The 12,265-nt window shown below is 71.7% G+C and carries 9 protein-coding genes; 3 read left to right on the top strand and 6 right to left on the bottom strand.

Going from position 1 to position 12,265, the window contains the following annotated elements:
- Positions 1 to 59 precede the first annotated feature (59 nt).
- From LRD69_RS27085 to LRD69_RS27075, 3 genes are all read right to left on the bottom strand, one after another.
- Positions 60 to 572, bottom strand: a complete 513-nt coding sequence (locus tag LRD69_RS27085) for a flavin reductase family protein (RefSeq protein ID WP_277329152.1) — start codon at positions 570 to 572, stop codon at positions 60 to 62.
- Between the two features lie 337 nt (positions 573 to 909).
- Positions 910 to 2,163, bottom strand: coding sequence for an ROK family transcriptional regulator (locus LRD69_RS27080; protein ID WP_277329151.1), 1,254 nt, complete (start codon positions 2,161 to 2,163; stop codon positions 910 to 912).
- A 358-nt stretch (positions 2,164 to 2,521) separates the two neighbouring features.
- Positions 2,522 to 3,349, bottom strand: coding sequence for a metalloregulator ArsR/SmtB family transcription factor (locus LRD69_RS27075; RefSeq protein ID WP_277329888.1), 828 nt, complete (start codon positions 3,347 to 3,349; stop codon positions 2,522 to 2,524).
- A gap of 207 nt (positions 3,350 to 3,556) precedes the next feature.
- Here LRD69_RS27075 and LRD69_RS27070 point away from each other — a divergent pair, with 207 nt between their 5' ends.
- Positions 3,557 to 5,974 carry an endonuclease/exonuclease/phosphatase family protein gene (locus tag LRD69_RS27070; RefSeq protein ID WP_277329150.1) on the top strand — a complete coding sequence of 806 codons (2,418 nt, stop codon included), beginning with the start codon at positions 3,557 to 3,559 and terminating at the stop codon, positions 5,972 to 5,974.
- A 195-nt stretch (positions 5,975 to 6,169) separates the two neighbouring features.
- Here LRD69_RS27070 and LRD69_RS27065 read toward each other — a convergent pair whose 3' ends face one another.
- The 3 genes from LRD69_RS27065 to LRD69_RS27055 are packed head-to-tail and all read right to left on the bottom strand — an operon-like array spanning position 6,170 to position 8,760.
- Entirely contained in the window at positions 6,170 to 7,072 is a 903-nt protein-coding gene (locus LRD69_RS27065; RefSeq protein ID WP_277329149.1) for an alpha/beta fold hydrolase, read from the bottom strand.
- Between the two features lie 21 nt (positions 7,073 to 7,093).
- A complete protein-coding gene (locus LRD69_RS27060; RefSeq protein WP_277329148.1) occupies positions 7,094 to 8,530 on the bottom strand; it encodes a beta-ketoacyl-[acyl-carrier-protein] synthase family protein in 1,437 nt (478 codons plus the stop codon).
- On the bottom strand, positions 8,527 to 8,760 hold the full coding sequence (locus LRD69_RS27055; RefSeq protein WP_277329147.1) for an acyl carrier protein: 234 nt from the start codon (positions 8,758 to 8,760) through the stop codon (positions 8,527 to 8,529). Before LRD69_RS27055 ends, LRD69_RS27060 begins: the two co-directional genes overlap by 4 nt.
- Before the next feature lie 345 nt (positions 8,761 to 9,105).
- Between LRD69_RS27055 and LRD69_RS27050 the strand changes: the two genes are divergently transcribed.
- Together LRD69_RS27050 and LRD69_RS27045 are read left to right on the top strand one after the other, a co-directional pair.
- Positions 9,106 to 10,683, top strand: coding sequence for an N-acetylmuramoyl-L-alanine amidase (locus LRD69_RS27050; RefSeq protein WP_277329146.1), 1,578 nt, complete (start codon positions 9,106 to 9,108; stop codon positions 10,681 to 10,683).
- 340 nt (positions 10,684 to 11,023) lie between these two features.
- A complete protein-coding gene (locus tag LRD69_RS27045; protein ID WP_277329145.1) occupies positions 11,024 to 12,235 on the top strand; it encodes an MFS transporter in 1,212 nt (403 codons plus the stop codon).
- The last annotated feature ends 30 nt before the right edge of the window (positions 12,236 to 12,265 follow it).

The following is a 12,265-nucleotide window of genomic DNA, read 5'->3' as shown; positions in this document are numbered from 1 at the left end:
ATTCCCGATCAGTGGTCGTGAGAAGTCGCGCGTGGTCGTCGAGGGTCGGAACGGAAGGGTCAGAGGGAGTGGTACGTGCCGTCGTGGAACAGCAGCGGACTGCGCCGTTCGTCGATCCAGGTGTCCACGACCCGGGCGATGACGATGCGGTGGTCGCCCGCCGGGACGGCCTGCTCGATCTCCAGCCGCAGCCAGCCGGCCACCCCGTCGAGGACCGGTTCCCCCGCCGGCAGCCGCCGCCAGGCAGTCGGCGCGGCGAACCGGTCGATGCCGCTGGTGGCGAACGTCGTGGCCACTGGCTGCTGTTCGGCGCCGAGGAAGTTGACGACGGCGGTGTCGGCCCGCTCGATGTGCGGCCAGGACGAGGTGGTGGTCCCGATCCCGAAGGAGACGAGCGGCGGGTCGAGCGACAGCGAAGCGAGTGAGGTGGCGGTGAAGCCGACCGGTCCGTGGCCGGCGTCGGCGGTGACGACGACGACACCGGCCGGATAGCGGCGGAAGGCCTGCCGGAACCGGTCCGGGGCGATGCCCGCAGCGGCCGCCGGAGAAAATGAGGGCACAGTGACAGTCAACGTCTCTCCCGGGATGGAAGCGCGAAGGGTGGGAATGAAGGAAGTGACAGGAGAATTCCGCACACGCGCGGCGAGCGCAGGCAGAAGTGAGGCGACGCGCATCGGCGCGTAACCGTTCGCGAAATTCAGCGGGTGGTTATCGGCAACCCGGACAGGAGCGACAACAGAAACGGCGGGCGACCATACGCACCGGCGCAGCCGCGCGGCGGTTGCGCGCCACCGGGGGCGCGTACCGGAATTTCCGCTGCTGGCTGGTCATGAATCCATCATCTCGCTCGGGCTCGGACCCGGTCAACAATGCAACTCTCTGAATTAAATCGGGGGCCGTGCCGCTTCGTCAGCACACCGCGGGCAGCACGGGCCACCGGCCGAGCGGGTCCCCGTACAGGGCGTCCAGCGCCACCGCGCCACCCGCGGTCGCCAGTACGGAGCCGGTGAAGCTGCTCGGCACCACCGCGCGCTCGGCGTCGTCGCAGACCGCGGACCGGTCCGCCACCTGCGCGCGCAGTTCGGCCAGACACTCCGGGATCCGGCCCGCTCCCGGTTCGACCACGACGAGCACCTCGGGGTCGAACATGTCCAGGAGCAGCGCCGCGGCGCGGCCGACCAGTCCCGCCCGGCGCCGGAGCAGTTCCAGCGCCCGCGCCTCGCCCGTCAGGGCCAGGTCCAGCAGTTCCCGGAACGAGGCGACCCGTAGACCCTGTTCGGCCGCGCGCCGCACCATGGCCCGCTCCGACACCTCGGACTGGAGACAGCCGGTCCGCCCGCAGGAACAGGGCTCGGCGCCACCGGATCCGCTTGGTCCGAGCGGCAGATGAGCGACGCCGCCCGCCCCGGAGCGCGGCCCCCGGTGCATGGCGCCCTCGGTGGCGAAGGCCGCGTCCACGACCGCGCCGACGAACAGCAGCACCGTGCTGGTACGGGTCGAGGTCTCGCCGAACATCTGCTCCGCCCGCGCCAACGCCCGTGCGTGGCTGTCCACATGGACCGGCAGCCCGGTCGCGGCGGAGAGGACGTCCCGTACCGGCACATCGCGCCAGCCGAGCTGGGGATGTTCCACGATCACGCCGGCCCCGGGGTCGACCCGGTGCCCGGTGGCGACGCCCAGGGCGAGCACGGAGCGGCCCGCCGCATGCGCGGTGGCGAGCCGGGGCAGGCGTGCGGCGAGGTCGCCGAGCATTCGGTGCGGGTCCGTGGTCCGGTGCGGCTGCCGGTCCTCGGCGACGATCCGGCCGCGCAGATCCATCAGGGACACCGTCGAGTGCGCGACGGCGATGTGCGCGCCGGAGACCAGGTAGCGGCCGGTGTCGATCTCCACGGGGATGTGCGGCCGCCCGAGCCCGCGCGGCCCGGCGGTCTCGGCGCTCTCCCGGACCAGTCCGCGGGCCAGCAGCCGGCCGACGTGCCCGGTCACGGACGCGGGCGAAAGCCCGGTGAGCCGGGCGACGGTGGACCTGGCGACGGGGCCGTGGTCGAGGATGGCGCTCAGTACGGATCCGGTGCCCGAGACGCGTCGCGCGGACCCGGGGGCAGGTATGTCGGAGCGGCGCAGAGGGGTGGGCCGGCGGACGGGCGCAGACAGGCTCTTCACAATGTCTTCCAGATCCTCGAGGGCAGCCGGTGCGGCGGTGCGCGCTCCTCGGAGAGGGAGCGCGTGGCAGACGCTGCCGACGTGCGGGCACGCTCAGCGGCTCTGCTTCTCCCGTGGAGAGAAACGCCCTGCGAAGACCCGATGGGCCGCATCCGAGGGTGCGCCGGTCGCGCGGGCGTCGTGCTCTCAGGCCTGGTGACACGCGGCGGAGCACACACGCTTGAGGTCGACATGACCTCGAGTCGTCAGGTGTGCGGATCGCTGCATGGCGGGCAACGTAGCCGGAACGACGTAACCCGGTCAAACCACTGCCCGCATCATGGACAACCGTGCGTGGCGAACTGTGCGTTCGGCAGCCTTACGCGGACGCGTCCCGGCCCTGGTCGGAGACGAACCTGCCACCCTCCAGCAGGGTCTTGAGCGTCGAGAGGATCATGATCCAGCCGCCGCTGACACCCTCCAGCATCTTGCTGTCCGGACTGTCGAAGCCATCGTGCGTGATGGTCAGCTTGACGCCCATCGCGGCCTCCTCGGCGGGCTCGATGTCGAACGTGACCTTGGACCGCTCCTTCACCGCCTGGGCCCACTCCTCGTCCGGCATCCGACCGAACATCTCGCGGTGCATGGGCTGCAGGGTGTGCCAGGTGTACGAGAGCCGCTTGCCGGGCTCCGCCTCCAGGACCCGCTGGCCGACCTCCTCGAACTCACCCTCGGGATCCATTTTCCAGCGGACCGGCGCGCCCACCTCCCAGCTCGACTCGGGGCCGTAACCGCCCATGTAGATCTTGATGAACTCGGGGTCGATCAGCGCCTGGTAGAGCTTTTCCGCCGTGGTCTGGATGTACGTGACGTAGACGAACTCGGGCTTGTCCATGACCGGACTTCCTTCCAGTGTGCGTTTGAGGCGGGACAGGGCGGTCATACGGCCGCGCTCGTACCGGCCGATCCAGCGGTCGGCGACTTCCTGGACGGGCACCGGGTTGAGGTAGTGGAGCTTCTCGCGGCCCCTGCGGACAGTGGTGACCAGCAGGGCGGACTCCAGGACCGCCAGATGTTTGCTCACCGCCTGCCGGCTCATGGCGAGCCCCTCGCTCAGCTCGCGCAGAGTCTGCCCGCCGCGCGCGTTGAGCCGGTCGAGGAGCTGTCGGCGGCTCGGATCGGCCAGCGCCTTGAATATCGCGTCCATCGCCGCCGCGGTCGCCATCGTCTCCCCGCCTTCCCTGGTCACCACCATCACCATAGGCAACCTTTTGGTTGCCTGTCGAGCGACGGACGGACGACCGAGGACCCGGGCGTCGGAACGATTTCTGGAATTAACCTCTGATGCCTTGTCATGGCCGGTTCTACGCGCATAGCTTGTGGCCTCTCATCACACTCTGAGGGGCAGCTGACCGTGCACATATCCAGACCGCGTTCCGTCCTGCTGGCCGGCGCCGTCACCGTGACCCTCTCGGCGACCGCGCTGCCTGCCGCCTTCGCGGCCCCGTCATCGACCGCCGTGATCTCCGAGGTGTACGGCGGCGGAGGCAACTCCGGGGCGACGCTCACCCGCGACTTCGTCGAGCTGGCCAACGCCGGCTCCGCCGCGTACGACCTGTCCGGCTTCAGCGTCCAGTACCTGCCCGGCACTCCGTCGGCCGGTTCGCTGTGGCAGGTGTCCGCACTGACCGGTTCCGTCGCCCCCGGCGGCCGGTACCTGGTCGCCGAGGCCGCGGGCACCGGCGGCACCGTCGCGCTGCCGACCCCGGACGCCACCGGCACCGTCGCCATGTCCGCGACCAGCGGGACGATCGCACTCGTCTCCGGCACCACCCCGCTGACCTGCAAGACCGCGGCCGACTGCGCCGCCGACACCCGCATCGTGGACCTCGTCGGCTACGGCTCCGCGGTCGTGCGGGAAGGCAGCGGGCCGGCGACGGGCACCTCCGCCACCGCCTCCGTGGCGCGCGGCACGTCGCTCGCCGACACCGACGACAACGCCGCCGACCTGACCGCGGGCGCCGCGACACCGGTCAACACGGCCGGTGAGACGTCCGGCGGTTCGGGTCCGGGCGACCCGGGCAACCCGACCGAGCCCGGCCCGGTCAGGATCCACGACATCCAGGGCACCACCCGTGTGTCGCCGCTGGACGGCCAGTCGGTGACCGGGGTCCCCGGCGTCGTCACGGCGGTGCGGACCAGCGGCTCGCGCGGCTTCTGGATCCAGGACGCGGCACCGGACGCGGACGCCCGTACCGGCGAAGGCGTCTTCGTCTACACCGGCTCCGCCGCCCCGGCCGTCGCGGTCGGCGACGCGGTGCTGGTCAGCGGCAAGGTGGACGAGTACTACCCGTCGGCCACCACCCAGTCGATCACCGAGATCACCGCCCCCAGGGTCACGGTCCTGTCGTCGGGCAACGCACTGCCCGCACCGGTCGTGCTCGATGCGGCGTCCGTGCCCGGCGCGTACGTCCCCTCGGCAGGCGGCGGTTCGATCGACGCGCTGCCCCTCGACCCGGCGACGTACGCCCTCGACCGGTACGAGTCGCTCGAAGGCACCCGCGTCGAGATCGCCGACACCCGGGTCACGGGTGCGACGACCGCGTACGGCGAGGTCTGGGTGACCGTCAAGCCGAACGAGAACCCGACCCGGCGCGGTGGCACGCTCTACTCCTCGTACACCGACCAGAACACCGGCCGCATCAAGGTGATGTCGCTCGACACCACCCGCCCGTTCCCCGCCGCGAACGTCGGCGACGTGCTGTCCGGCACCACCACCGGTGTCCTGGACTACGACTCCTTCGGCGGCTACAACCTCCAGGCCACCGAGCTCGGCACGCTCACCGACCACCACCTGCGGCGTGAGGTCACCCGGAAGCAGAAGGACAAGGAGCTCGCGGTCGCCACGTACAACGTGGAGAACCTGGACGCGCTCGACCAGCAGGCGAAGTTCGACACCCTCGCCCAGGGGGTCGCGGTCAACCTCTCCTCGCCGGACATCGTGTCGCTGGAGGAGATCCAGGACGACAACGGCGCGGTCAGCGACGGCACGGTCGGCTCCGAGGCGACGCTCAAGCGGTTCACCGACGCGATCGTCGCGGCGGGCGGCCCGCAGTACGCGTGGCGCTACATCGCCCCCGAGGACGGCAAGGACGGCGGCGAGCCCGGCGGCAACATCCGCAACGTCTTCCTCTTCAACCCCGAGCGGGTCGAGTTCGTGGACCGTCCGGGCGGCGATGCGACCACCGCGGTGACGGCCGTGGACACCAGGAAGGGCGTCACGCTGTCGGCCTCGCCCGGCCGCATCAACCCGACCAGCGACGCCTGGGACGACAGCCGCAAGCCCCTGGTCGGCGAGTTCCGCTTCCACGGGAAGCCGGTGTTCGTCATCGGCAACCACTTCGCCTCCAAGGGCGGCGACCAGCCACTGCACGGCCGCTACCAGGAGCCGACGCGCAGCTCCGAGACGAAGCGCGTGAAGCAGGCGGCCGAGGTCAACACCTTCGTCAAGTCACTGCTGGCGGCGGACAAGTCGGCCCGGGTCATCGCCCTCGGTGACCTCAACGACTTCGCGTTCTCCCCGACGGTGCAGAAGCTGGCCTCCGACGGAGCGCTCAAGCCGCTGATCACCACCCTGCCGACGAACGAGCAGTACAGCTATGTGTACGAGGGCAACTCGCAGACGCTCGACCATATCCTGACCAGCCCCGGCATCTGCCGCTTCGACTACGACGTGGTGCACATCAACGCGGAGTTCGCCGACCAGGCGAGCGACCACGACCCGCAGATCGTGCGCGTGGACGTGAACGCTCCGGTCCAGGGTCACCACTGACCTGATGTGACCCGGCCCGGCCGGCCCGCCCGGCGGGCGTCGGGAGACCGGCCCCGGTCCCTTCCGTGGACAGCCTCCGCGGAAGGGACCGGGGCCGCACGGTGTTCGGGCCTGCCGTCGGCGCGGCCGGGCGGGGTCAGGGCTTCGGCCTGTTCGGCAAGCGCACGACCATCGTCCGGTTCACCGTCGCACGGCTTATGCGGAGACCGCCGCATCGTGTTCCGCCCGGCGCCGGTGCGGCAGCGTGGCGATGCCCGGGGCGGTGTCGAGCGGGCGGTCGGTGAAGAACCGTGCCACCAGGTCCGCCACGTCGTCGGGCCGTTCCAGGATGACCCAGTGGTCGGAATCCGCGAGGGTGAGGAAGCGGCTGCCCTCGATCGTGGCGGCGAACTCCCGCTGCTGGGCGGGCGAACTCACCGTGTCGTGCTCGCCGGCGAAGACCAGGGCGGGTACGCCCGTCAGCCCCCCGGAGAAGTCCGGCGGGTCGCCCAGCACCCTGTTCACGGAGTCCGCCGCGTGCGGGGACCCCGACATCGCGTGCAGGAGCGAACGGCGTACGTAGCGCAGCGCCAGCTCCCTGCGGTGGACCCTTCGGTCCGGGTCGAGGCACATCAGCCCCTCGGCCGCGAGCGCGGCGGCGGCTTCGAGGTCACCGGCCTTCAGCCGTTCCTCGGCCCGCAGCCAGTGGGCGCGCTGACCGTCGTCGATGTGCGACGGCACGCCGCCGAGGATCAACCGGGCGACGCGGCCCGGCTCGTGCTGGGCGCACTGGAGGGCGATCGAGGTGCCGTAGGAGTACCCGAAGAGGTTGACCCTCTCCACGCCGAGGTCGTCGATGATCCGGGTGAGGGCGGAGCGCAGGATCCCGGCACTGGGCACGTCCGGGAGGGGATCGGCCCCGCCCATGCCGGGCAGGTCGGCGGTGACGACGTCGGCCACCGCTCCCACGTGGTGGTCCATCTGGGGCCAGCCGAACATCCCTTGGAGCGCGCCGCCGAGGATGACGACCGGTTCGGTGCGCGCTGCGGGCTGCTGCAGGAGTCGGTAGCCGTACCGCAGTCCGTTCACCGAGAGGCTGCGGACGGTCTCCTGGGGCATGCGGGGTCTTCCGTTTCTGCGTCAGGCCCTGGTGAGGACGAGTGCGGCATTGTGGCCGCCGAAGCCGAGCGAGGTCTTGACGGCGACGTCGAACAGGCCCGGGCGGGCCTCCTTGGCGACCACCTCGATGGGGATCTCCGGGTCGGGTGCGTCGAGATTGACCGTGGGCGGCACGAGCTGGTGCTGAAGCGCGAGCACGGTCAACGCGGTCTCGATGCCCCCTGCGGCACCGAGGGTGTGCCCGGTCATCGACTTGTTGGAGGTGACGAGGGCGCGGTCGCCGAGGACCCGGCGGAGCATCGTCGCCTCGATGAGGTCGTTGGAGACGGTCGAGGTGCCGTGGGCGTTGACATGGCCGACGTCCGCGCCGTCGAACCCGGCGTCGGCGAGGGCGGTACGCAGCGCCCGTTCGATGCCGAGCCCTTCGGGATCGGGGGCGACCGCGGAGTACGCGTCGCTCGACGCCCCGTATCCGGCGATGTGGGCGCGGATCCCGGCGCCGCGGGCGCGTGCGTGTTCCGGGCGTTCGAGCACGAGGAGCCCGGCACCCTCACCGACGACGAAGCCGTCGCGGTGGACGTCGAACGGGCGGCAGGCCGCCCCGGGGTCGTCGCGGCGGGTGGAGACGGCCTTCAACTGGCAGGCGCTGGCGATGAGCAGCCGGGAGCACACCGATTCGGCGCCGCCCGCGATGACGATGTCGCAGGCGCCGGCGCGCAGCATCTGGTGGGCGGTGCCGATCGCGACGGTGCCGGAGGAGCAGGCGGTGGAGACGGCCTGGCTCGGGCCGTGGACGCCGAGGTCCGTGGCGACGCTGCTGGCGGCGCCGTTGACGACGGTCAGCGGGGCGAGCTTCGGGGAGACGCGGCGTGCGCCGCGCCCGGCGAGGGTGGCGTGCTGCTCGTCGTAGAAGGGCAGACCGCCGTGGGCGGAGCCGATGACGACCGCGACCCGCCCGCTCTCCCAGACCGAGGGGTCGAGCCCGGCGTCGGCGACGGCTTCGCGGGCCGCGATGACGGCGAGCTGGGAGAAGCGGTCCATCAGCCGGTGCGCGGCCACACCGAGGACGGCCTTCGTGTCCAGGCCCGTGATGGTGTACATGAAGTCGCAGGGCAGATCTGCGAGTTCGGGACGCCGCAGGACGGAGGGTGCGGCGGCCGCCTCGCAGACGGCGCGCCAGGTGTTGCCGGCGCCCACGCCTGCGGCGGTGACGAGTCCGACTCCGGTGACGGCGGCGCTGAACGGCTCCGGGCGGGGTGACGGGACACGGCGGGGCGGGGCGGGACGGGTCGTCACGCCTTCGGTGGGCGGGCGGGGCGCCGTGACCTCGCCGGGCGGTCGGACCGGCTGACCCGTTGCGAGCGTGCGGGTCGCCGCGTCCTCGGCGAGTGCGCGGGTCGCCCGGCCCTCGGCGTCCGCACCGGCCGTGCGGCCCTCCGTGACCGTGCGGGGGATCATGCCGCCGCCTTGCCGTCGACCGTCTCGACCAGCCGGCCCCAGGTGTCCCGCGAGGACAGCTGGACATCGTCCAGGTCGACGCCGATCCGGTCCTCGATCAGGAGCCGCAGCTCCTCCAGCGCCAGTGAGTCCAGGCGGAGCTGATGGAGCGACACCTCGGGCCCGATGGTCCGGGGATCGGTCCCGAAGTTCGACACAAGCAAGGTGCTGATCTCTTCTGCCGTGCCCATGAGGCACTCCTCCGCTGTCGTACGCGGTGACGCCTGCCGCGTGAGGTGTACGTGCCGTCGGGTGACGCCGACCGGTTCCGGAGGGACCCTTTATACGCCTTCGCGGTGAGGTGTCCGGCCCGCGTTCCCCCGTGCGGTGGTTGACCGTCCAGGTGTCCGAATCGCAGCTCCACCCCCGGAGCTCCCACCCGTCGCCCCCATGCCATTGGAGTGAAGGGGAGTTCGACACACGGCAAGATCATTGTCATGCCCTGAACAGATGCATACCGTGGGCGGCTTCGCGGCCCTCGGCCCACCCCACTCGGGTCCGTGGGCGGTTCTTCTCCCCACAGAGCAGGAGCAGGTATGCCCAGACGAGCCGCAGCCCACACAAGGGTCCGCGCATCCGTCCTCGCAGCCCTCACCGTCACCGCGCTGGCCGCGACCGGCACACCGGCCCTAGCCGCCCCCGCCGCGCCTCCTCCGGCGCCCCAGGCCGCCACCCGTCACGCCATGAACCAGGCATTCGTCAGGGCCTCCGGGCAGTTCGACGTACCGCGCGATCTGCTCGCCGCCGTCGGCTACGGCGAGACCCACCTCGACGGCCACGCCGGCCGCCCCAGCCAGGCGAACGGGTACGGCGTGATGCACCTGGTGAGCAACCCCACGAACCGGACGCTGGAGAAGGCTGCCGACCTCACCGGTGAGCCGCTGTCACGGCTGCGGCGGGACACCACGGCCAACATCCTGGGCGGCGCGGCCGTGCTGCGCTGGTATGCGGACCGGCTCGGCCTCGACGGCGGCGAGCGCGACGACATCGACGCCTGGTACCCGGCCGTCGCGCAGTACAGCGGCTCGACCGGCCGCACCGCCGCCCTCTACGCCGACGCCGTCTACACGTTCCTGGCGCACGGGCTCAGCGCCACCGTCCCCGGCGGCGAGCGGATCTCGGTCGCGGCGCGGCCCGTCGCTCCGGAGAAGGGCCCGTTCGCCACCGCCGACGTACGCACGCAGAGCCCCGACTACCCGTCCGCCCTGTGGGTCCCGGCCGATGCGCACAACTTCGCCGCCGGCCGGTCGGCGAAGATCGACAAGGTGATCATCCATGTCACGCAGGGGTCGTACGCGGGCACCATCAGCTGGTTCCAGAACCCCACGTCCGAGGTGAGCGCCCATTATGTGATCCGCTCCTCCGACGGGCAGATCACACAGATGGTGCGCGACCGCGACACCGCGTACCACGCGAAGAACGCCAACGCCTCGGCGCTCGGGATCGAGCACGAGGGCTTCGTCGACGACCCGTCCTGGTTCACGGACGCGATGTACCGTTCCTCGGCCGCGCTGACCCGCGCGCTGTGCGACACGTACGGGATCCCCAAGGACCGGACGCACATCATCGGGCACAGCGAGGCGCAGGACAGCGACCACACCGACCCGGGGAAGTACTGGGACTGGAACCTCTACATGGGCTACGTCGAAGGCGACGGCACCGACGGCAGCGGCGAGGGGCTGAGCTTCACCTCGTACACGAGCCAGCGGAGCGGATCGTCGGGCGCCCGGGTCGAGGCGGTGCAGCAGCTGCTGACCGAGCAGGGCTTCACCACCGGCGACGAGGCGGGAGCCTTCGGCGCGGGCACCGAGAGCGCGGTGAAGGCGTACCAGACGGCCCGCGAGCTGACTGCCGACGGCATCGTCGGCGCGCAGACCTGGACCGCTCTGCTGTCGGCCGGCACCACGCCGACTCTGCAGCAGGGCAGCTCGGGCCCGGATGTGAGGCGGCTCCAGCGCTCGCTGACCGCGGCGCTCGGCACGACCGTGGACGCCGACGGGACTTTCGGTGCCACCACGGAGACAGCGGTGCGCACGTACCAGACGGCCCGTGGGCCGGCCGTCGACGGGATCACGGGCAGCGGCAACTGGGCGGCGCTGCAGGCGGGCCGCTGACCCCGCCCCGCCTGCGCCCTGGCTCCGGCTCGACGTCCCCCGCCCGGTCCTTGCCCGGCGGCGGAACCGGCGAGCCGGGGTCGAAGGCGGCGCCGAGTGACGCCGGTCCGGCGTGCACGGTTTCCGTGCGTCCACAGGTGGCGCAGGACACCGGCAACGGCAGCTGCCCGCAGGGCTGACGGCGCCCGCAGGCCACCTGCTACGTTGGCACGCATGCTCCTCCTCCGTGTCTAGGACTCCGCACCGCCCGCACCCCGTGTCACCCCGGGGTGCGGCACTTCGGCGTCCCTGCACACGCGCAGTGTGTGTCTCCGTACTGCATTTCCGAGGACAAGCCCCCATGCTTTCGCCTTCGCGCGCTCCTTCGTACGCGACCGTCCTGCGTACCCGTCATGCCTCCCGCACCTTCGGTGCGGCACTCCTGGGGCGGCTCTCGTACGGGATGGTCTCCCTCTCCCTGATGCTGGCGGTCAAAGGGGCCACCGGCTCGTACTCCGTGGCGGGCGCCGTCATGGCGCTGTTCGGGGCCACCAGTGTCTTTCTCTCGCCCGCCCGCGCCGCACTGATAGACCGGTACGGGCCACGCCGGGCGCTGCCGCCCATGGCCACCGCCTACGCGCTGCTCCTCTCCGCCGTCGCGTATGCCACCTGGCGGCCCGGTGCGTCGGGGTTCCACCTGGGGGTGCTGGCCGTGACCGCCGGCGCCTGCACACCACCGCTCGGTCCGGTGATGCGGACCGTGTGGAGCACCCTCGTACCCGACAGGGAACTGCTGCAGCGGGCCTACAGCCTGGACGGCGTGGCCGAGGAACTGCTGTTCGTCACCGGGCCGTTGCTGGTGGGCCTCCTGGTGAGGTTCGCCGAGCCCGCGACCGGTGTGGCGGTCAGCGCCGCGCTCGTGCTCGTGGGGGCCATCGCGATGGTGTCGTCCCCGGCGGTGCGCGGCACGGGTGCCCGCCCCCCGAAGGAGGCACAGGCCGGCCCTTCCGGATCCACCGGGCAACGGCTGCTCGGTGTCGCCGGGTTGCGTCACGCGGTCGTGGTGACGGCAGGCGTCGGTCTGTGTCTGGGGGCCCTCGACCTGCTCGTGGTGGCCTTCACCGACCTGCATCGTCAAGGTGCGGCCGCGGCCTGGGTGCTGGCGTCGCTCTCCGCCGGGAGCGCGGTCGGCGGTCTGGCCTACGGCGCCGTCTCGTGGCGTAGGTCAAGTCGGCTACGGCTGACGGCACTTGCCGTGGCACTGGGGACGGCCCTCATGGTGGCGGGGGCGTCACCGAACCTTTACGTCCTGGTGGCGGTGGTCGCCGCGGCCGGGCTGTTCGTCGCTCCCGCCCTCACCACCGCGTACCTGATCGCGGACGAGTCCGTCGGCCCGGGCAGCCGGACACAGGCGGGTGCCTGGGTCAACACCGCGGTCAATGCCGGATCTTCGGCGGGCACGGCCGCGGTCGGCCTGCTGGTGGGCCGGGTGCCGCTCGCGGCGTGCTTCGCGCTCGCGGCGGCGCCGGTACTGCTCTGCGTGGCGTTCACGTGGGGACGTGACCGGCGGTGACGCTCCCCCGCTGCCGAACGCGAAGAGGCG

This window comes from Streptomyces sp. JH14, from assembly GCF_029428675.1.
Taxonomy (GTDB): domain Bacteria; phylum Actinomycetota; class Actinomycetes; order Streptomycetales; family Streptomycetaceae; genus Streptomyces.
This window is presented reverse-complemented; position numbering and strand designations above follow the sequence as displayed.